The organism is Stutzerimonas sp. NM35, from assembly GCF_054604355.1.
Genome location: NZ_CM137728.1, coordinates 2485051 through 2505406, shown reverse-complemented (window position 1 = coordinate 2505406; position 20356 = coordinate 2485051). Strand labels below are relative to the sequence as shown.

Below are 20356 nucleotides of genomic sequence, written 5' to 3'. Positions count from 1 at the left end.
TTGTAATGACCACCTTTCTGGCCGGTTGTGCAGGAGTACAAAAACAGGATTGGCCCACCTGCGCTGCGGTCGGCGGCGTGACGGGGGCGGCCCTGGGCGCGATAGAAAGCAGTACCTACACCGGTTACGGGGCGTTGATTGGTGCAGGCGTAGGCGCGGCTTATTGCTGGGCCAACGGCACCGAGGAGCAGACCGTCGCGCTGGTCGAGACGGTCGAACCCACCCCGGTTGCCGAGCCGGAACCCGAGCCGATGGCCGAGCCTGTGCGTGTCGAACTTGACGTCAAATTCGATTTCGATCGCGCCGTGGTCAAGCAGGACAGCATGAGCGACATCCAGGATCTGGCGGACTTCATGAAGCAGTACGGCCAGACCTCCACCGTCGTTGAAGGCCACACCGACTCGGTAGGCACTGACGCCTACAACCAGCGCCTATCCGAGCGTCGGGCCAATGCCGTGCGCGATGTGCTGGTCAATCAGCACGGCCTCGATGCCAGCCGTGTCGACGCAGTCGGCTATGGTGAATCCCGCCCGGTTGCCGACAACTCGACCGCGGAAGGCCGCGCCATCAACCGCCGCGTGGAAGCCGAGGTAGAAGCGCGTCCTTGACGGACTGGTGAAACCACGAAGCCGGGCACCTCGCCCGGCTTTTTCATGCGTGAAAAAACTGTTAGAACAGCGGACGAGCACTGGCCAGCGCCACCACGCCCAGCCCCAGCAACAGGTTGATGCCCACCAGCCGGCGAATGCGCCCCAGGGTTGCACCACCTTCAGGCCAGTTCTGCGCGGCAATTGCGCGCTTGAGTTGGGGAAGCTGCAGCATCTGGATGCGCAGGAACAGCGCCAGCATGACCAGGAACAGGCCCGCCATGACATGCACATAGCGAGGCGCCGCGACCAGGCTGTCGAAACGCATGTGCCAGAGGCCGATACCGCTGATCGGCAACAGCAGCACCGCGGCCCAGACCCACTGGAAGAAACGGCGAAACACCTCGGCCCAGAGTTTCAGGCGTTCGGGCGGCTGCAGTTCGGACACGGCGGCAGGGCGCAGCACCATCCAGGCGAAGAACATGCCGCCTACCCAGATCACGGCGGCCAGTACATGCAGCGAATAGAGCAGGGCGAAAGGGGTCATGGAAATCTCCGGTGGCAGTTGGGAAAACGCGCGCTATCATAGCCATCCCTTCGAAGTACTGAAAATATATACAGCCCCCACGCCCATGCTCAGCACTGAACTCAAGACCCAGATCCAGGGCGCCTACTCCCGCTTTCTCGAGGCCAAAAATCTGAAGCCTCGTTATGGCCAGCGCCTGATGATTGCCGAGGTGGCGAAAGTGCTGGGCGCGATCAAGGCTGACGACGAAGGCCGTCGTGATGGCGAACCTGCAGTCGTCGCGGTCGAGGCCGGCACCGGGACCGGCAAGACGGTCGCCTACAGCCTGGCGGCGATTCCTGCGGCCAAGGCGGCTGGCAAGCGGCTGGTCATCGCCACCGCCACGGTCGCCTTGCAGGAGCAGATCGTGCACAAGGATCTACCGGATCTGATGCGCAACAGTGGCCTGAGCTTTTCCTTCGCACTGGCCAAGGGGCGAGGACGCTATCTGTGCCTGTCCAAGCTCGATCTGCTATTGCAGGAAGGCCAGGCGCAAAGCGCCACCGCTCAGCTGTTCGAGGAGGAGGGCTTTCGCATCGATGTGGACGAGCGCAGCCAGAAGCTCTTCGGCAACATGATCGAGAAGCTCGCCGGCAATCGCTGGGATGGTGACCGCGACAGCTGGCCGGAAGAACTGGCCGACCCCGACTGGGCGCGGCTGACCACCGATCACAGCCAGTGCACGGGTCGCCACTGCCCGAATTTCCAGCAGTGCGCCTTCTACAAGGCCCGCGAAGGCATGACCAAGGTCGATGTGATCGTCACCAACCACGACATGGTGCTGGCCGACCTGGCGCTGGGCGGCGGCGCGGTGCTGCCCGATCCGCGTGACACGCTTTATGTGTTCGACGAAGGCCACCATCTGCCGGACAAGGCCATCGGTCATTTCGCTCATTTCACCCGCCTGCGCTCCACGGCAGACTGGCTTGGGCAGGTCGAAAAGAATCTGACCAAACTGCTGGCCCAGCATCCCTTGCCAGGCGATTTGGGGCGATTGATCGAGGCGGTGCCGGAAATCGCCCGCGATCTGCGCGGCCAGCAGCAGTTCATGTTCAGCGCCTGTGAACAACTGGCCGATTTCAAGGCCGGCGAGGACATGGAGGGCCGAGAGCGGCCCAGGCACCGTTTCGTTGGCGGCGTGGTGCCCGAGCATCTGCTTGAAATGGGCGTCGAGCTGAAGAAGGGTTTTTCCAAACTGACCGATCTGTTCACGCGCCTGGCCGAGCTGCTCAAGGAAGCGATGGATGGCGAGTCCGGGGTCGGCATTGCCAGTCATCAGGCCGAGGAGTGGTATCCGCTGTTCGGCAGCCTGCTGACACGTGCCCAGGGCAACTGGGAGCTGTGGACCGCATTCACCGTCGACGATCCCGAAGACAGTCCGCCGATGGCCCGCTGGCTGACGCTGGCCGAGGGCGGCGCGCTGTTCGATATCGAGGTCAATGCCAGCCCGATCCTCGCGGCTGAAACCCTGCGGCGCAATCTGTGGAACGTCTGCTACGGCGCGCTGGTGACTTCCGCGACGCTCACCGCGCTGAACAGTTTCGACCGTTATCGCATGCGCGCCGGCCTGCCGCGCTGCGCGGTGACCGCCGTGGTGCCGAGCCCCTTCCAGCATGCCGATGCCGGCGTGCTGCGGGTCCCTGATCTGAATGCCGATCCGCGTGACGCCACGGCGCATACCGCGGCCATCGTGCGCGAACTGCCGCAACTGGTGGAAGGTTCACGCGGCACCCTTGTGCTGTTTTCGTCGCGCAAGCAGATGCAGGATGTATTCGATGGCCTGGAGCGCGACTGGCGCAAGCGGGTGCTTATCCAGGGCAACCTGTCCAAGCAGGAAACCCTCAACAAGCACAAGGCGCGTGTGGACGAGGGCCAGGACAGTGTGCTCTTCGGGCTGGCCAGCTTTTCCGAGGGGGTCGATCTGCCCGGCGCTTACTGCGAGCATGTGGTGATTGCCAAAATCCCCTTTGCGGTGCCCGACGACCCGGTCGAGGCGGCGCTGGCGGAGTGGATCGAGGCGCGCGGCGGCAATCCGTTCATGGAGATCGCAGTGCCGGATGCCTCCCTGCGCCTGGTGCAGGCCTGTGGTCGGTTGCTGCGTAGCGAAGAGGATCGCGGCACCATAACCCTGCTCGACCGGCGGGTGGTGACCCAGCGTTATGGCAAGGCGATTCTCAATGCGCTGCCGCCGTTTCGCCGGGAAATCGGCTAGCAAGCATTTGAAAACTACCTGCGTTGGCAAGACTGCGTTAAAAACAGGTTCGGCAAGCCGCTTGCGGCTAGCGCGCTTCAGCGCGGCCCGAAGGGCGAACGAAGTGAGTACTGCTCATTTAGACCACTAAACTCCGCGTCCTCGCCTGTTTTGGCCTTGTCTTGCCTGCCTCGGCTACGTTTTCAAAGGCTTGCTCGCAGGCCCGCTGAATATTATCGGAGAAGCGAACACATGCAGATTCAGGGCTATTTCGATTTGCGTTTCGAGGCGGTCAGGGACTGTTTTGAGGAATTATTCGAACAGACCGGCCAGCGTGGCGCGGCGGTTTGCGTGATGATTGGTGGTGAAACCCTGGTCGATCTCTGGGCCGGCAGCGCCGACAATGCCGGCGAGCAGGTCTGGCAAAGTGACACCCTGGTCAATCTGTTTTCCTGCACCAAGACCCTCACCGCCGTGGCGGCGATGCAGTTGGTGGAGGAGGGCAAGCTCCAGCTCGATGCACCGGTTGCACGGTTGTGGCCCGAATTTGCCGCAAACGGCAAGCGGGACATCACCCTGCGCCACTTGCTCAGCCATCAGGCCGGGTTGCCGGCGATTCGTCAGCCGTTGCCCGCTGAGGCGCTGTACGACTGGGACACCATGGTTGCCGCGCTGGCCGCCGAGCGCCCATGGTGGACGCCGGGCGAAGGGCATGGCTACGCCGCGATTACCTATGGCTGGCTGCTGGGCGAGCTGATTCGTCGCGCCGATGGCCGTGAGCCGGGCGAGGCGATAGTCGCGCGCATCGCCCGTCCGCTGAATCTGGATCTGCATATCGGGCTCGATGCCGCCGAGGACCATCGTGTCGCCTATCTGACACGGCAGAAGAACGACTTTGGCGATGAGGCCAGCCAGCGCCTGCTCAAGGCGATGATGGGCGATCCGCAGTCGCTCACGGGGCGGGCCTTCACCAATCCGCCGTCGGTCATGAACAGCGCCAACAAGCCTGAATGGCGACGCATGACGCAGCCTGCGGCCAACGGGCATGGCAATGCGCGCTCACTGGCAGGTTTTTACCAGGGGCTGCTGAACGGCGACCTGCTTGATCCGATGTCGCTTACGGAAATGACACGCGAGCACAGTATCGGCGAAGATCGCACCCTGCTGGCGCGCACCCGCTTCGCTCTGGGTTGCTGGCTGGACCAGCCGGGTGTGGCCAATGCTACCTTCGGCATGGGGCCGGGCGCCTTTGGCCATCCGGGCGCGGGCGGCTGCATTGGCTTCGCCGATCCGCAGCGTGAACTGGCATTCGGTTTTGTCACCAATACCTTGGGGCCTTATGTGCTGATGGACCCGCGAGCGCAGCGCCTGGCGCGGGTGGTGAACGCTTGTCTGGGCTGAGCCGCTCGTCTGTTTGTGCCAACACGACTTTTCAGAACAAGGACCTGCGTCCACAATCTGAAGCAAATCCTTGCTTAAGCTGTCCCACCCGTTATCTGCCGCATCAACATTCACATTCATGGAATCCGCTACATGAACCTGCTGAAAAGCACCTCCCTGATCCTGCTCATGATCCTTGCCGGCTGCAGTTCCAAAAGCGAGAAGCCAACCGAAGCGGCGGCGCTGCCGGAACCGGTGATCGATCATGCCTGGCTGGATGACTACGAGCCACGCCTGCGCGATGCCCTGAAAGAAAGCCGTTTCGAAGTCGAGCGGCGCAAGGAAGGGATGCTGGTGGTCACGGCACCAGTGGATGCCAGCTTCAACCCGGATCGCCCTGGCATGTTGCTGCCAGTGACGCTGGGGCCGATCAGCCGCGTGGCGAAGATGGTCGAAGGGGATGAGAAAACTGCAGTCGTGGTGCTGGGGCATGCGGACAGCACGGGTTCGCTGGAAATCAATCGCACCATCAGTCGCCAGCGCGCGGGTGCCGTGGCGGCTATCTTCCGCCTCAGCGGGCTCAAGCATGACCGGTTGCGCATTCGGGGCATGGGCTCGGATATGCCGCGAGCGTCGAACGAGCATGAAGAAGGTCGCGCGTTGAATCGTCGCGTGGAGATGATGCTTGCACCGCAAGCCACGCTGCTCGCCCTGATCAGTCAATACAATACGCCGCCGACCGAGCAGACTCAGGTCGCAGCCGCCGAGGTGAGCAAGGCCAAGTAACCCATGCCGTTGCTGCCTTGTGCAGGTAACTGTTTGGGTTTGTTTTGCGCTGAGTCAAGCGGAGTATGGCGCCAAACCGACTAAGCTTCGACTCCGACTGTTTCAGGAATGCCTGCGATGACCCAGACCTTGGCCGATATGCGCCGCGACTACACGCGTAATGGACTCAGTGAAGCCAATGCGCCGAACGAGCCTTTCGGCCTGTTCCGTCAGTGGTTCAGCGATGCCGTGCAGACCGAGCAGTTGCCGGTCGAGCCGAACGCCATGACCCTGGCCACGGTCGATGCCCAGGGTCGTCCGCATTGTCGCGTGCTGCTGCTCAAGGCGCTGGACGAACGCGGCTTCACCTTTTTCAGCAACTACGAAAGCGCCAAGGCCGAACAGCTTGATGTCTGCCCGTTTGCAGCGATGACCTTCTTCTGGCCTAGCCTTGAACGGCAGGTGCGCATCGAGGGGCGAGTCGAGAAGGTCAGTGCTGCCGATTCGGACGCCTACTATCAGGTACGACCGCTGGGCAGTCGCCTGGGTGCCTGGGCTTCGCCGCAAAGCCGGGTGATCCGTGATCGAGCCGAACTGGAGCGGATGCTGGCCGAAGCCGAGCAGCGGTTTCTCGACAAACAGCCGCATTGTCCGCCGCACTGGGGCGGTTATCGGTTGCTCCCGGAACGGATGGAGTTCTGGCAGGGGCGTTCGAGTCGGTTGCATGATCGACTCAATTACCGGCTCGTTGCCAGTGATTGGCAGCGTGAGCGTCTCGCTCCCTGATCAGGTAAGACTGCTCCGGCGCAACGCCGGAGCATTGGCCGGCTCGTTCAGGTGTGATTTTCCAGCTCCCGTTCCAGCCAGCTTTGCAAATCCTTTCTTTTGACTTTCGCCGCTTTGGCGGCTGCCAGTCTTTCCAATATCCAGGTGCGTCTATCCGGGTCATTCCCTGCCAGGGAAAGTGCCAGGTCGCGGTCGGCCCAGCGTCTGAAACGCACGAACAGCCAGGCATGAAATGCCAGACCGGCAATGGTGGTGACGGCTATGATGAAGTAATCCATGGAGAAGTCTCATGAGTTGCAGAGGGCTTTTCGCCTGTGCGGGGCGCTATAGCCTCGGGTACAGTAGGGCCTTGCCAAGGTCTGTTATGTTTCATCGGACCGGGATGAAGGACCAGGATAGCCTGAACATGCTGAGTCAGGACGAGTCTGTTGCCAAGGGGTTCTTCGCCACAGGCCTACCCAGCGCCGGGTCAATATCGTTTCAGGAGAGTACATATGCGCAACCCTGTCTTAGTTGCTTCGTTCACCGTCATGGCGCTGGCCGTGGGCGGTTGTACATCCAATCTGACCGGTGATTCCTATTCCCGCGATGAAGCGCGAACGGTGCAGACCGTTCGCTATGGAACCATCGAGTCGCTCCGTCCGGTCCAGATCGAAGGGACCAAGACGCCCATAGGCGGCGGCGCTGGCGCCGTTGTGGGTGGCATAGCTGGCAGTGGTGTCGGTGGTGGACGTGGCAGTGCGGTGGCCGCCGTGATCGGCGCGGTGGCTGGCGGTATGCTGGGTGCCGCAGCGGAAGAAGGTATCACGCGCACCCAGGGCGTCGAGATTACGCTGCGTGAGGACGATGGCAGCCTGCGTGCCTATGTGCAGCAGGTCGAGCCCAATCAGGTATTTCGAGTGGGCCAGCGGGTGCGGGTCATGACCGTCAATGGCACCAGTCGTATAGCGCCCTGATACTTTCGGCTGGTGCGGTGGTTTTGTACCGCTCCAGTTGTTAGGTTGAGCCCGTCATGCGAAGAAGTGCGATCCACGCAAGCGGATCGCGCTTTCGTTTTTAGAAATATATCAATCCATGACGTTACGGTAGTCGGTGTGGATAATCGTCGCACGCCGTCATGCCTCTTTGGGCTGAGTGCTGGCCTACCAAAGGATATAACCGCTGCGCACTTGCGCGGCTCAAGGGGTTTTGCTCATGGCGCTTGCGCTGATAATCGCTCTGCCATTCCTCGGAATCTGCCTGCCGTTGCTGTTCGAAAGGCTTGGCCGGTCCGCCTGTGCTTTCGGTGCAGGCCTGGCTCCACTGGCGGCGCTGATTCTCCTCATGACCAAACGTGCCGCGGTGTTCGACGGCGAAGTCGAAGTGCAGATGTTGCCCTGGCTATCGGAGCTCGGTCTGAATCTGAGCCTGAGGCTCGACGGGCTGGGCTTCCTGTTTGCCCTGTTGATTCTGGGCATTGGCTTGCTGGTCATTCTCTATGCGCGTTACTACCTGTCGAAACATGAGCCGATGGGGCGCTTTTACAGTTTTTTCCTGCTGTTCATGGGCGCGATGCTTGGCGTGGTGCTGTCCGAAAACCTGTTGCTGATGCTGATGTTCTGGGAGCTGACGAGCCTCTCTTCCTTTCTGCTGATCGGCTTCTGGAATCATCGCTCCGATGCGCGCCAGGGCGCTCGCATGGCGCTGGCGGTGACGGGGGGCGGCGGGCTGGCATTGCTGGCCGGCATCCTGCTGATCGGTCATATCGTTGGCAGCTACGAATTGAGTGCGGTGCTGGTCTCCGGCGACCTGATTCGGGCGCATGCCTTGTATCCGTTGACGCTGATTCTGGTGCTGCTCGGGGTTTTCACCAAGTCCGCACAGTTCCCGTTCCATTTCTGGCTGCCGCAGGCGATGGCCGCGCCGACGCCGGTTTCGGCCTTTCTGCATTCGGCCACCATGGTCAAGGCCGGGGTGTTCCTGCTGGCGCGCTTGTATCCGGCGCTGTCGGATTCGGAGTGGTGGTTCTACCTGGTCAGCATGACCGGGCTGGCAACGCTGCTGATCGGCGCCGTGATGGCGCTGTTTCAGCACGATCTCAAGGGGCTGCTGGCCTACTCGACCATCAGCCATCTGGGGCTGATCACCCTGTTGTTCGGTCTCGACTCGCGGCTGGCGGCGGTGGCGGCGATTTTTCACATCATCAACCACGCCACCTTCAAGGCCTCGCTGTTCATGGCCGCAGGGATCATCGATCACGAGACCGGAACCCGCGACATGCGGCGTATCAACGGCATGCTGAAATACATGCCGCACACGGCAGTACTGGCGATGATCGCCTCGCTGGCGATGGCTGGCGTGCCCCTGCTCAATGGCTTCCTGAGCAAGGAAATGTTCTTCGCCGAGACCCTCGACCAGCATCTGCTGGGCAGCTTCTACTGGACCATCCCGGCGCTGGCGACCCTGGCTGGCGCTTTCTCGGTAGCCTATTCGCTTCGCTTCGTGCATGACGTGTTCTTCAATGGCGAGCCGATCGACCTGCCCAAATACCCACCGCATGAGCCGGCGCGCTACATGAAGATTCCGGTGGAGATCCTGGTGCTGCTCTGCCTGATGGTCGGCATGTTGCCGGCCTATACCGTGGCGCCTCTGCTGGCGACTGCGGTTGCCGGAACCCTGAATGGCACGGTGCCCGAATACAGCCTGTCGATCTGGCACGGCTTCAACCTGCCGCTGTTGATGAGTTTTGTCGCGTTGCTCGGTGGGGTGCTCATCTATGGACTGCGCAAGTGGATATTCCTTTGGTACGAGGGGCTTCCCCGGGTCGATTCGCTGGAGGTTTTCAGGCGTGTGATCAGCGACCTTACCGCAGGCGCGCGCTGGGTGACCGAGCGCCTGGAGAACGGTTCATTGCAGCGCTACCTGATGCTGGTATTGTTCAGTTCGCTGCTGTTGGTGATCTATGCCCTGACGCCGCTGAAGATTTTCAGTGGTCCGGTTGCACTCACCCCTCTGGATATCATCACTGTCGGCGGAATGGCGATCCTCAGTCTGGCATCGCTGCTGACAGTGCTTTTCCACCGTCGGCGACTTGTGGCGCTCATGGTGCTGAGCGTGGTCGGGCTGATGGTGGCGCTGGCCTTCGCTCGCTATTCGGCGCCAGACCTCGCCTTGACGCAACTGTCGGTCGAGGTGGTGACCATCATCCTGCTCATCCTGGCGCTGTTCTTCATGCCTGACCGAACTCCGGCGGAGTCGAGCAGCCTGCGCAGCTTCCGTGACCTGATCCTTGCCGGCAGTTTCGGCACCATGATCGCCTTGCTCACGTATGCGGTACTGACGCGGCCTTACGAGAGCATCGCATCCTTCTTTCTGGAGAACAGCGTTTCGGGGGGCGGCGGCACCAACGTGGTCAACGTGATTCTGGTGGACTTCCGTGGCTTCGATACGCTCGGCGAAATATCGGTCCTGGCCATCGCTGCGGTGGGCATCTATGGATTGCTCTATGGATTGCATCTGCCCCATCCGCTGCGTGACTACGGCGGTAGGCTGTGGAGCACCGACAGCCACCCGATGGTCCTGGACACACTGGCCCGTGCGTTGCTGCCGATGGCCTTGCTGATTTCCGTGTTCATTTTCCTGCGTGGGCACAACCTGCCGGGTGGCGGTTTCATTGCAGGCCTGATTACGGCGGTCGCATTGATCCTGCAATACATTTCCCACGGCGTGACCTGGGCGCAGCAGCGCCAACCCTTCAGCTACCACGGCATCGCCGGCCTCGGTGTTCTCACCGCAGGTCTGACCGGGTTGGGCAGCTGGCTGTTCGGTTATCCGTTCCTGACCTCAGCCTTCGACCATTTCCATCTTCCATTCATTGGTGAGTTCGAGCTGGCTACGGCCATGCTGTTCGACCTGGGCGTATATCTGGCGGTAGTCGGTGCAACCCTGCTGATCCTGTCCAATATCGGCCACGTCAGCCAGGATGAATCGTGCAAGGAGGTGCTCTGATGGAAGCTGTACTGGCGATAACGCTGGGAATCATGATGGCCAGCGGTGTCTATCTGCTGTTGCGTGCGCGAATATTTCCGGTGGTGATGGGGCTGACGCTCATATCCTACGCTGTGAACCTGTTCATTTTTTCCATGGGCCGGCTGACCACGGGCATGCCGGCTGTCATCGGCAGAAGCGCGGAATATGGCGATCCGCTCCCGCAGGCGCTGGTACTGACCGCCATCGTCATCGGCTTTGCCATGACTGCATTTGTCGTGGTGCTGTCTCTGCGTGGTCTGGGTGAGCTGAAAACCGATCATGTGGACGGTCGGGAGCCGCGCGAATGAATCATGTGTTGATCCTTCCGATCCTGCTGCCGTTGCTCGTCGGCAGTCTGCTGTTGCTGACCCATAGAATGGGTACGCCTTTCAAGCGTCTGCTGTCCTTGCTGGCGACCTGGTTGCTTGTGCCGCTGGCCCTGTGGCTGCTGCTGCAGGCCAATAGCGGAACGCTGTTCGTCTACCAGCTTGGCAATTGGTTGCCACCGTTCGGCATCATGCTGCTGCTCGATCGCCTGAGTGCGATGATGCTGTTGGTGACGGCAGTGCTGGCGGGCTTTGCGGTTCTTTACGCCTCGCGTGGAGACGATGAAAAAGGCCCGAATTTCCATGCGCTGTTCCAGTTTCAGCTGGCTGGCATCAACGGCGCCTTCCTGACTGGTGACCTGTTCAACCTGTTCGTGTTCTTCGAGATCCTGCTGATTTCATCCTATGCGCTGTTGCTGCATGGCAACGGGGCGAAGCGCGTGCAGGCCGGTATTCACTATGTGGTGTTGAACCTGCTGGGTTCGGGGTTGTTCCTGATCGGGGTCAGCATGCTGTACGGCCTCACCGGAACCTTGAACATGGCCGATCTGGCCATCCGGGTCGGCGCGACCGATCCGGCCGATGCACCCCTGCTGGCGGCGGCGGGCTATCTGCTGCTGATCGTATTTGCGCTGAAAGGTGCGATTCTGCCGTTGTACTTCTGGTTGCCGCGCGCCTATGCCGCGGCGACGGCACCGGTTGCGGCGCTGTTCGCGATCATGACCAAGCTCGGTCTGTATGCGATTGTCCGGGTATTCACGCTGGTTTACGGCAGCGAGGCAGGCATCCTGAACAATATGGTGCTCGACTGGCTGTGGCCGCTGGCGATGCTCACCCTTGCCGCTGGCGTGCTGGGCGCGCTCGCGGCGCGCAATCTGCAGATGCTGTTGGCGTATCTGGTGGTGGTTTCGGTGGGAACCCTGCTGGCCGGGTTTGCCCTGGGCACCGAGCAGGGTCTGAGCGCTGCGCTCTACTACCTGCTGCACAGTACGCTGGTCGCCGGTGGGCTGTTCCTGCTGGCGGATCTGATTGCCTGTCAGCGGGGTGAGAAGGGCTCAGAGCTGGTATCGGCGCCAGCGCTGAGGCAGCCGTTGCTGCTGGGGGCGCTGTTCTTTTTTGGTGCCATTTCGGTTGCCGGACTGCCACCTTTTTCCGGCTTTCTGGGCAAGGTGATGCTGTTGCAGGCGGTATCGCCCGGTAACGGCGCTCTGGCGCTCTGGCCCGTGGTGCTGGTGGGCGGGCTGGGCATGGTAATCACCCTGAGCCGCGCTGGGAGCACGATCTTCTGGCGACCGAGCGATGCGGTAGCAGAGGTTGTAGGGGCGCCGTCCGATTCGCTGCGCTTGCTGGCGACTCTTGGCTTGCTGCTGGGCAGCGTGCTGCTGGTCGTTTCCGCACAGCCGGTGCAGGCGTATGTCCAGGCCACGGCTGCACAGTTGTTCGACCTCGGTCCTTATCTGCAGATCATTCAGGGAGGTGGTGCATGAAGAGGTTCCGTCTGCTGCCCAATCCCATGCTGACGCTGCTGTTGGCTGCACTCTGGCTGCTGATGAACAATACCCTGGGGGTCGGTCATATCGTACTGGGGTTGTTCCTCGGCTGGGTGATCCCGCTGTTGGTCGCAGGCTTCCTGATCGATGTACCGCCTGTGCGCAAGCCGCTCAAGCTGTGCCTGTTCATGCTGATGGTGTTCTATGACATCGTGATCGCCAACATTCATGTGGCCAGGCTGGTGCTCGGGTCGAAGGAGAAACTGCAGCCTGCGTTCATCGAAGTACCGATGCTGATTGAAAACGAATTCGTACTGGCGACGCTGACCAGCATCATCTCGCTGACACCCGGTACGGTATCGGCTGGCCTCAGTGCCGATCACAGGAGCTTGCTTCTGCATGCGCTGGATGCACCCGATATAGAGACGGTGGTCGCCGAGGTGAAGAGCCGCTATGAGGCGCCGCTGCTGGAGATTTTCGAATGCTAGCCTACGTGATTCTCTTCTGTATGGGCCTGCTGGGTGTGGCGGTGCTGCTCAATCTCATTCGCCTGGTCAGGGGGCCGGACATGCCAGACCGGGTGCTGGCGCTCGATACGCTGTATATCAATGGCCTGGCGCTGATCGTGCTGTTCGGTATCTGGCTGGCTTCCGATCTGTTCTTCGAGGCCGCGCTGCTGATTGCGGTGATGGGCTTCGTCAGTACCGTTGCGGTAGGCAAGCATTTGCTGCACGGCGACATCATCGATTGAGGAGAGCACATGCCGTTCTGGATTGAATTGCTGGTCAGCGTCTGCCTGATCGTCGGAAGCATCTTTGCGCTGGTCGGAGCGATAGGCCTGTATCGCCTGCCCGACTTCTATACTCGTCTGCATGGGCCGACCAAGGCCACCACCCTCGGAGTGGGTGGGATACTTGTCGCCTCGATGCTTTTCTTCAGCTATCAAAACGATGGCCTGAGCCTGCACGAGTTGCTGATAACCCTGTTCCTGTTCATCACCGCCCCGGTCAGCGCTCACATGCTGGCCAAGGCGGCCATGCAGCAGAAGCTGTTCAGCGTCGAGCGCACCAAGGGCCGGCCTTGGGATTGAACGGCGCTTGGCAAGGTGGGCTGTTCAGATTTCGATGCTGCTGGGCGATGCCTGATGCTCGTTTTCCTGTGATAGCTGCCTGACCAGCGCCTCCTGCAGCTGGAGGCACAACTGCGGGTCAGACAGTGGCTGATTGTCGGCATTGGTCACGAAGAACACGTCTTCCACCCGCTCGCCCATGGTGGCGATCTTGGCATTCTGCACCGACAGGTCGAAGTCCAGGAACAGCTGGCCAATACGTGCCAGCAGGCCGGGGCGATCCGGCGCGATGACCTCGATGATGGTCTGTGGTCGCTGGGTGTCGTTGTGGATGGTGACCTGCGGCGGAAAGGCGAAGTGCTTGAGTTGCCGGGGCACGTGCCGCTTGATGATCGTCAGGTACTCTTCCGGTCTACGCAGCGCCTCGATCAGCCCGTGGCGAATCTCCCGGATGCGTTCAGGGTCGTGGCCGATCGGCGTGCCATTGACGTCCAATACGATATAGGTGTCGAGGGTGAACTGGCTGCTTGAGGTGATGATGCGGGCGTCATGGATGTTCAGGTTGAGCTGATCCATGGCGGCCACGGTCACGGCAAAGAAGTCATGCTGGTCGGCGGCGTAGATGAAGATCTGGGTGCCACCCTCGAACTCGCGCTGGGTGGTTTCCTTGATCAGTACCAGCGGCTCGCTGCTGTCGCCATGCTGGAGTATGGCTTCGGTATGCCAGGCCACATCGGTCGGCGAGTGACGCATGAAATAGTCATCGCCCAGTTGCGCCCAGAGCTGTTCGGCATCGTCCGGGTCGGTGCCGTTGCGTACCAGGCTGTCGAGCGCGGCGCGCTGGGTCTGGCGGATCTGTTCCTCGCGCTCCAGCGGGTTTTCCAGACCGCGCCGCAGGGCTCGCCTGGTCTCGTTGTGCAATTGGCGCAGCAGGCTGGCGCGCCAGGAGTTCCAGAGCGTCGGGTTGGTAGCGTTGATGTCCGCCACGGTGAGCACGTAGAGATAGTCCAGATGCGTCTCGTCACCGACCATCTGGGCAAAATCGTTGATCACCTGTGGATCGGAAAGATCCTTGCGTTGTGCCGTGGTGGACATGATCAGGTGATTGGCCACCAGCCAGACCACCAGGCGCGTGTCCCAGGCCGGCAGCTTGTGCCGCACGCAGAACGCCTGGGCATCGACCGCCCCGAGTTCGGAGTGATCGCCGCCGCGGCCCTTGGCGATATCGTGGTAAAGACCGGCGATGTAGATGAGTTCCGGCTTGGGCAGCAGCCCCACCAGTTTGCTGGCCAGCGGGTATTTCTCGGCGACGCCGGGCTTGCTCAGCTTGCGCAGGTACTTGATGACGTTGAGCGTGTGGGCGTCGACGGTATAGATGTGGAAAAGATCGTGCTGCATCTGCCCGACGATATGGCCGAACTCCGGCAGATAGCGCCCGAGAATGCCGTAGCGGTTCATCCGCCGCAGGTTGCGGTGGATGCCTTCCTTGCATTTGAACAGTTCGATGAACAGGCTGGTGTTGCGGATATCGCTGCGAAATTCGTCGTCGATCAGGTGGCGGTGATCGCGCAGCAGGCGGATGGTCTCGGCGCGCACGCCCTTGATCTCGGGGTGCTGTGCGAGCAGCACGAAGACTTCCAGCAGGGCAAAGGGGCGATGGACGAAGACCGAGTCCCTGGCGACTTCCAGGTAACGATCACGCACCAGAAAGCGACTGTTGAGCGGGACGGCATCGCCACTGTCGCCTTCCCAGAGAATCACTTCGGCGAAGTGCTGGCCCACCAGGTCGCTGAGTTCGGAAATGCTCATCACCACCCGGTAGTACTTCTGCATGAAGCGTTCGATGGCCAGCTTGGCATCGCTGTCTTCATAGCCGAGCAGGGCGGCGAGGCTGCGCTGGTGATCGAACAGCAGGCGGTCCTCGGCGCGCCCGGCGAGCATGTGCAACCCGTAGCGGACCCGCCAGATAAAGGCCTGGCTGGACACCAGCAGCGAATATTCTCCTTCGGTGAGAAAGCCCTGGTCGACGATGGCGCTCAGGTTCAGGCTGCCGAACTGGCGCCGCGCGATCCACAGGATCGTCTGGATGTCGCGCAATCCGCCCGGGGAGCCTTTGACGTTGGGTTCCAGGTTGTATTCGGTATTGTTGTATTTTGCATGGCGGGCGCGCTGCTCGTTGCGCTTGGCGAGGAAGAACTCCTTGCTTGGCCACATTTCACTCGGGCTGGTGACCTTCAGCATGTTCTGCCTCAGGCGCTCGGGACCGGCAATGGTGCGGCTTTCCATCAGGTTGGTGATGACGGTGAGGTCTGCGCGAGCCTCTTCGGCGCATTCGGCCACCGAGCGCACGCTCTGGCCGACCTCCAGGCCGATGTCCCAGAGCAGGGTCAGAAAACCTTCGATGGCGTCGCGGAACAGTTCCTGATCGCTGTCGTCGAGCAGGATCAGCAGGTCGATATCGGAATAGGGGTGCAACTCGCCGCGCCCGTAGCCGCCCACGGCCACCAGGGCGATGTCGGCCCCCTTGTTCCAGTCGAAGCGCGACCAGGCGGCGCGCAGGATCTGATCGACGAACCAGGCGCGGTCGACGATCAGGCGGCGAATGTCGCAACCTGCGATAAAGCGTGCGTCCAGCACCTGACGTGCCTTGCTGATGACCTTCTTGAATGCGGGAATCGGGCTGGCCTTGAGCGCCAGCTCCGCCTGGAACTGGCTGCGGTCGAAGAGTCCGGGATCAACCTGTGGCATGCCAGTTCTCCATCAAGCAGTATTCAGGGGCGGGTGCGGGCTATGGTGTCATCGCTGCGCAGGGTGAAGATTTCGTAGCCATCGGCGGTGACCACCAGCGTGTGCTCCCATTGCGCGGACAGCTTGCGGTCCTTGGTGATGGCCGTCCAGCCGTCGCCCAGCAGGCGGGTTTCCGAGCGGCCCTGGTTGATCATCGGTTCGATGGTGAAAGTCATGCCTTCCTTCAGCTCCAGGCCGGTGCCGGCACGTCCGTAATGCAGCACCTGCGGCTCCTCGTGGAACACCTTGCCGATGCCATGACCGCAGTATTCGCGCACCACGGAGAAGCCGTTCTTCTCGGCGTGCTTCTGGATCACTTCGCCGATATCGCCGAGGCGCGCGCCGGGGCGCACGAGTTCGATACCTTTATAGAGGCACTCCTGGGTCACCCTGCACAGGCGCTCGGCCCATTCGGGGGCTTTGCCGACGATGAACATCTTGCTGGTGTCGCCGTGATAGCCGTCCTTGATCACGGTGATGTCGATATTGAGGATGTCGCCATCCTTCAGTGGCTTGTCGTTGGGAATGCCATGGCAGACCACGTGATTGATCGAGGTGCAGATCGACTTCGGGTAGCCCTTGTAGTTGAGCGGCGCCGGAATGGCCTGCTGCACATTGACGATATGCTCGTGGCAGAGTCGATCCAGCTCTTCGGTGGTGACGCCCGGCTTCACATGTTCACCGATCATTTCCAGCACTTCGGCCGCCAGGCGGCCGGCAATGCGCATCTTCTCGATATCTTCAGGCGTCTTGATGGTGACAGTCATGCAAAACCTCAGAGGGTGCCGGGAAGCCCGGCGAAAAAAGGAAAGTTCGAATGATAAACCAAATAGGCGCAGAGCCGACAAAAGCGCTGGAAGGCTGGAGGCTGAACGACAAGTGATCCAGGTTCGGCATTTTCGTCCAGCCTCCAGCTTGTAGCTTGTAGCTTGTAGCTTGTAGCTTGTAGCTGCTTTCTATGCTATAAAACGCGCCGCTCGACGGGACAGCCCGTTGCGCCTGACCCCACACACGTGTCGACACGGTATCCTGGGTGCTCGAAAGAGTTGGATATCGGGGCGCGTGGAGGCCTAACCCGTTTTATCCGAGGAAGTATCAATGACTCAAGTCACCATGCGCGACATGCTGAAGGCCGGTGTGCACTTCGGCCACCAGACCCGTTACTGGAACCCGAAAATGAACAAGTTCATCTTCGGTGCGCGCAACAAGATTCATATCATCAATCTTGAAAAAACCCTGCCGATGTTCAACGACGCACTGCAGTTCGTCGAGAAGCTGGCCGCAGGCAAGAACAAGATTCTGTTCGTCGGCACCAAGCGTTCCGCTGGCAAGATCGTTCGCGAAGAGGCTGCTCGTTGCGGCTCGCCGTATGTCGATCATCGCTGGTTGGGCGGCATGCTGACCAACTACAAGACCATCCGCGCCTCGATCAAGCGCCTGCGTGAGCTGGAAGCCCAGTCCCAGGACGGCACTTTCGACAAGCTGACCAAGAAAGAAGCACTGATGCGCACCCGCGATCTGGAAAAACTGGATCGCAGCCTGGGCGGCATCAAGGACATGGGTGGTCTGCCGGACGCCATGTTCGTCGTTGACGTCGATCACGAGCGCATTGCCATCTCCGAAGCCAACAAGCTGGGCATCCCGGTCATCGGCATCGTCGATACCAACAGCAGCCCGGAAGGCGTCGATTACATCATCCCCGGTAACGATGATGCCATCCGCGCCGTGCAACTCTACCTCGGCGCAATGGCCGACGCCGTAGTGCGTGGCCGTCAGAATGGCGCCGGTGGTGCTGACGAATTCGTCGAAGAAGCCGCCCCTGAGGCCGCTCAAGGCTGAGTGAGCAGTACCGCCTAGTTGAACCCGGTGAACAAGAAGGGGGCTATGCCCCCTTTTTGCCACTTCCGAATTTGATCGCTCTGGTGAAGGGCGATGATCGATAACGAATCGAGAGGATTTGCGAACATGGCAGAGATTACTGCAGCCCTGGTTAAAGAACTGCGCGAGCGTACCGGCCAAGGCATGATGGATTGCAAAAAGGCACTCACCGCTGCTGGTGGTGATATCGAAAAAGCCATCGACGACATGCGTGCTGCGGGTGCCATCAAGGCAGCCAAGAAAGCCGGCAACATTGCCGCCGAAGGTTCCATCGCGATCAAGGTCGCCGATGACAACTCGCGTGCCGTGATCATCGAAGTCAACTCCCAGACCGATTTCCTGGCCCTGCAGGAAGACTTCAAGAATTTCGTCAACAACAGCGTCGAGCAGGCTTTCGCCGAAAACCTGACTGATGCCGCTCCGCTGATCGCCGCTCAGGAAAGCAATCGCGAAGCGCTGGTCGCCAAGTGCGGCGAGAACGTCAACATTCGTCGCCTGACCGCCGTTGCCGGCGAAACCGTGGGTGCCTACCTGCATGGTCACCGCATCGGTGTCCTGGTGGTGCTCAAGGGTGGTAGCGAAGAGCTGGCCAAGCATGTTGCCATGCACGTCGCCGCCAGCAACCCGGCCGTAGTCAGCCCGGATCAGGTGTCCGAAGAGCTGATTGCCAAGGAAAAGGAAATCTTCCTGCAGCTGAACGCCGAGAAGATCGCCGGCAAGCCGGAAAACATCGTCGAGAACATGGTCAAGGGCCGCATCAACAAGTTCCTCGCCGAAGCCAGCCTGGTCGAGCAGGCCTTCATCATGGACCCGGAAGTCAAGGTCGGTGAGCTGGTGAAGAAAGCCGGCGCCGAAATCGTTTCCTTCGTGCGTTACGAAGTGGGCGAAGGCATCGAGCGTGCCGAGGTCGACTTCGCTGCCGAAGTGGCCGCTCAGGTCGCCGCGACCAAGCAGTAACAGCTCCCTGCTGTCCCTCGAAGAGGCTGCCCGCTCACGCGCGCGGCCTCTTTGTCGAACTGGGATAAAGAAATGGTTATTTGTCCCTGTATAGTTACCGCTTGGCACCAAAACGCAGTCGCGCTGTCATAGCGCAGATATTTCTGGTTGTGTGGCCCGAACCGACATGCAACCTGGTCATAACGCCGCAGGAGAAACAACGCCAATGGCTCAGCAGATGAGTGCACGCAACCCACGCTACAAACGCATTCTGCTCAAATTGAGTGGCGAAGCCCTGATGGGTTCGGAAGATTTCGGCATCGATCCCAAAGTGCTCGATCGCATGGCTCTGGAAGTTGGGCAACTGGTCGGCATCGGCGTTGAGGTGGGGCTGGTCATTGGTGGTGGCAACCTGTTCCGTGGCGCGGCGCTGTCGGCTGCCGGGATGGATCGGGTCACCGGCGATCACATGGGCATGCTGGCGACCGTAATGAACGCCCTGGCCATGCGCGATGCCCTGGAGCGCTCGAATATTCCTGCGCTGGTGATGTCCGCCATTTCCATGGTCGGCGTGACCGATCATTACGACCGTCGCAAGGCGATGCGTCATCTGAAGACCGGTGAGGTGGTGATTTTCTCCGCCGGGACCGGCAACCCCTTCTTCACCACCGATTCGGCGGCATGCCTGCGCGCTATCGAGATCCATGCCGACGTCGTGCTCAAGGCCACCAAGGTCGATGGTGTCTACACCGCCGACCCTTTCAAGGATCCTAATGCCGAGAAGTTCGAGCAACTGACTTATGATGACGTGCTCGACCGCAAGCTCGGCGTGATGGACCTGACCGCCATCTGCCTGTGTCGCGACCACGAGATGCCGCTGCGGGTATTCAACATGAACAAACCCGGCGCCCTGCTCAATATCGTGCTTGGCGGTGCCGAAGGAACCCTGATCGAGGAGCCGAATCAATGATCAACGAGATCAAGCAAGATGCGCAGGAGCGCATGAAGAAAACCCTGGAGTCGCTGGCAGGCGCCTTCGCCAAGATCCGCACTGGCCGCGCGCATCCGAGCATTCTCGATGGCGTGATGGTGTCCTACTACGGCAGCGATACACCGCTGCGTCAGGTTGCCAACGTCACCGTCGAGGATTCGCGCACCCTGGCTCTGACCATCTTCGACAAGAGCATGATCCAGGCGGTGGAAAAAGCCATCATGACCTCCGACCTGGGCCTGAACCCGGCCACTGCCGGCACCACCATCCGCGTACCGATGCCGGCGCTGACCGAGGAAACGCGCAAGGGCTTCACCAAGCAGGCGCGTAGCGAGGCCGAGAATGCCCGTGTCGCGGTGCGCAACATCCGTCGTGACGCCATTGCCCAGCTCAAGGATCTGGTGAAGGAAAAGGAAATCAGCGAAGACGAGGAACGTCGTGGCCAGGATGACGTTCAAAAGCTCACCGACAAGTACGTTACGGAAATCGACAAGGCGCTGGAAAACAAGGAAAACGACTTGATGGCGGTTTGACCGAGCCGTGTCGGCACCCTTCGTACTGCTCGCTTGTACAGCATGCCAGGCCGCATCGGACTGG

At 60.8% G+C, this 20356-nt stretch carries 20 protein-coding genes; 16 read left to right on the top strand and 4 right to left on the bottom strand.

What is annotated here, in order from left to right:
• The first annotated feature begins 5 nt into the window (after nucleotides 1–5).
• On the top strand, nucleotides 6–608 hold the full coding sequence (locus ACYCFC_RS11640; RefSeq protein WP_181083569.1) for an OmpA family protein: 603 nt from the start codon (nucleotides 6–8) through the stop codon (nucleotides 606–608).
• A 61-nt stretch (nucleotides 609–669) separates the two neighbouring features.
• On the opposite strand, the gene ACYCFC_RS11635 is transcribed toward ACYCFC_RS11640, so the two are convergent.
• On the bottom strand, nucleotides 670–1134 hold the full coding sequence (locus ACYCFC_RS11635; protein WP_459651695.1) for a CopD family protein: 465 nt from the start codon (nucleotides 1132–1134) through the stop codon (nucleotides 670–672).
• Nucleotides 1135–1219: 85 nt separating this feature from the next.
• Here ACYCFC_RS11635 and dinG point away from each other — a divergent pair, with 85 nt between their 5' ends.
• The 4 genes from dinG (at nucleotide 1220) to pdxH (ending at nucleotide 6274) form a co-directional block, all read left to right on the top strand.
• Nucleotides 1220–3364, top strand: coding sequence for an ATP-dependent DNA helicase DinG (gene dinG, locus ACYCFC_RS11630; protein ID WP_459653984.1), 2145 nt, complete (start codon nucleotides 1220–1222; stop codon nucleotides 3362–3364).
• Between the two features lie 231 nt (nucleotides 3365–3595).
• Nucleotides 3596–4744, top strand: coding sequence for a serine hydrolase domain-containing protein (locus ACYCFC_RS11625; RefSeq protein ID WP_459651694.1), 1149 nt, complete (start codon nucleotides 3596–3598; stop codon nucleotides 4742–4744).
• A 132-nt stretch (nucleotides 4745–4876) separates the two neighbouring features.
• Nucleotides 4877–5509, top strand: a complete 633-nt coding sequence (locus ACYCFC_RS11620; protein WP_181083564.1) for an OmpA family protein — start codon at nucleotides 4877–4879, stop codon at nucleotides 5507–5509.
• Nucleotides 5510–5626: 117 nt separating this feature from the next.
• Complete coding sequence (pdxH, locus tag ACYCFC_RS11615) at nucleotides 5627–6274, top strand: pyridoxamine 5'-phosphate oxidase (RefSeq protein ID WP_459651693.1); 648 nt, start codon at nucleotides 5627–5629, stop codon at nucleotides 6272–6274.
• Between the two features lie 47 nt (nucleotides 6275–6321).
• On the opposite strand, the gene ACYCFC_RS11610 is transcribed toward pdxH, so the two are convergent.
• Nucleotides 6322–6552, bottom strand: a complete 231-nt coding sequence (locus ACYCFC_RS11610) for a hypothetical protein (protein WP_181083560.1) — start codon at nucleotides 6550–6552, stop codon at nucleotides 6322–6324.
• Between the two features lie 216 nt (nucleotides 6553–6768).
• On the opposite strand from ACYCFC_RS11610, the gene ACYCFC_RS11605 reads away from it, so the two are divergent.
• From ACYCFC_RS11605 to ACYCFC_RS11575, 7 genes are all read left to right on the top strand, one after another.
• Complete coding sequence (locus ACYCFC_RS11605; RefSeq protein ID WP_181083558.1) at nucleotides 6769–7230, top strand: outer membrane lipoprotein; 462 nt, start codon at nucleotides 6769–6771, stop codon at nucleotides 7228–7230.
• Nucleotides 7231–7468: 238 nt separating this feature from the next.
• Entirely contained in the window at nucleotides 7469–10261 is a 2793-nt protein-coding gene (locus ACYCFC_RS11600) for a monovalent cation/H+ antiporter subunit A (RefSeq protein ID WP_181083556.1), read from the top strand.
• The gene (locus ACYCFC_RS11595; RefSeq protein WP_181083553.1) at nucleotides 10261–10590 is read left to right on the top strand and encodes a Na+/H+ antiporter subunit C; all 330 of its coding nucleotides are present in this window, start codon (nucleotides 10261–10263) and stop codon (nucleotides 10588–10590) included. The genes ACYCFC_RS11600 and ACYCFC_RS11595 overlap by 1 nt, the downstream gene beginning before the upstream one ends.
• Nucleotides 10587–12095, top strand: coding sequence for a monovalent cation/H+ antiporter subunit D (locus ACYCFC_RS11590; RefSeq protein WP_181083551.1), 1509 nt, complete (start codon nucleotides 10587–10589; stop codon nucleotides 12093–12095). Before ACYCFC_RS11595 ends, ACYCFC_RS11590 begins: the two co-directional genes overlap by 4 nt.
• Nucleotides 12092–12586: a Na+/H+ antiporter subunit E gene (locus ACYCFC_RS11585; protein WP_459651692.1), complete on the top strand. Its 495-nt coding sequence runs from the start codon at nucleotides 12092–12094 to the stop codon at nucleotides 12584–12586. The genes ACYCFC_RS11590 and ACYCFC_RS11585 overlap by 4 nt, the downstream gene beginning before the upstream one ends.
• Nucleotides 12580–12849 (top strand): K+/H+ antiporter subunit F, encoded by a 270-nt coding sequence (locus ACYCFC_RS11580; RefSeq protein ID WP_181083547.1) that lies wholly within the window; start codon nucleotides 12580–12582, stop codon nucleotides 12847–12849. The genes ACYCFC_RS11585 and ACYCFC_RS11580 overlap by 7 nt, the downstream gene beginning before the upstream one ends.
• Nucleotides 12850–12858: 9 nt before the next feature.
• Entirely contained in the window at nucleotides 12859–13188 is a 330-nt protein-coding gene (locus ACYCFC_RS11575) for a Na+/H+ antiporter subunit G (protein ID WP_459651691.1), read from the top strand.
• Nucleotides 13189–13212: 24 nt separating this feature from the next.
• On the opposite strand, the gene ACYCFC_RS11570 is transcribed toward ACYCFC_RS11575, so the two are convergent.
• Together ACYCFC_RS11570 and map are read right to left on the bottom strand one after the other, a co-directional pair.
• On the bottom strand, nucleotides 13213–15915 hold the full coding sequence (locus tag ACYCFC_RS11570) for a [protein-PII] uridylyltransferase (RefSeq protein ID WP_459651690.1): 2703 nt from the start codon (nucleotides 15913–15915) through the stop codon (nucleotides 13213–13215).
• Nucleotides 15916–15938: 23 nt separating this feature from the next.
• Nucleotides 15939–16721 carry a type I methionyl aminopeptidase gene (gene map, locus ACYCFC_RS11565; RefSeq protein ID WP_181083541.1) on the bottom strand — a complete coding sequence of 261 codons (783 nt, stop codon included), beginning with the start codon at nucleotides 16719–16721 and terminating at the stop codon, nucleotides 15939–15941.
• A gap of 331 nt (nucleotides 16722–17052) precedes the next feature.
• On the opposite strand from map, the gene rpsB reads away from it, so the two are divergent.
• The 4 genes from rpsB to frr all read left to right on the top strand — a co-directional run bounded on the left by rpsB (nucleotide 17053) and on the right by frr (nucleotide 20292).
• Nucleotides 17053–17793, top strand: coding sequence for a 30S ribosomal protein S2 (gene rpsB, locus ACYCFC_RS11560; RefSeq protein ID WP_181083539.1), 741 nt, complete (start codon nucleotides 17053–17055; stop codon nucleotides 17791–17793).
• A 126-nt stretch (nucleotides 17794–17919) separates the two neighbouring features.
• Nucleotides 17920–18789: a translation elongation factor Ts gene (gene tsf / locus ACYCFC_RS11555; protein ID WP_181083537.1), complete on the top strand. Its 870-nt coding sequence runs from the start codon at nucleotides 17920–17922 to the stop codon at nucleotides 18787–18789.
• A gap of 205 nt (nucleotides 18790–18994) precedes the next feature.
• Nucleotides 18995–19738: a UMP kinase gene (pyrH, locus tag ACYCFC_RS11550; protein ID WP_181083535.1), complete on the top strand. Its 744-nt coding sequence runs from the start codon at nucleotides 18995–18997 to the stop codon at nucleotides 19736–19738.
• Nucleotides 19735–20292, top strand: coding sequence for a ribosome recycling factor (gene frr, locus ACYCFC_RS11545; protein WP_181083533.1), 558 nt, complete (start codon nucleotides 19735–19737; stop codon nucleotides 20290–20292). The genes pyrH and frr overlap by 4 nt, the downstream gene beginning before the upstream one ends.
• Nucleotides 20293–20356: the final 64 nt, after the last annotated feature.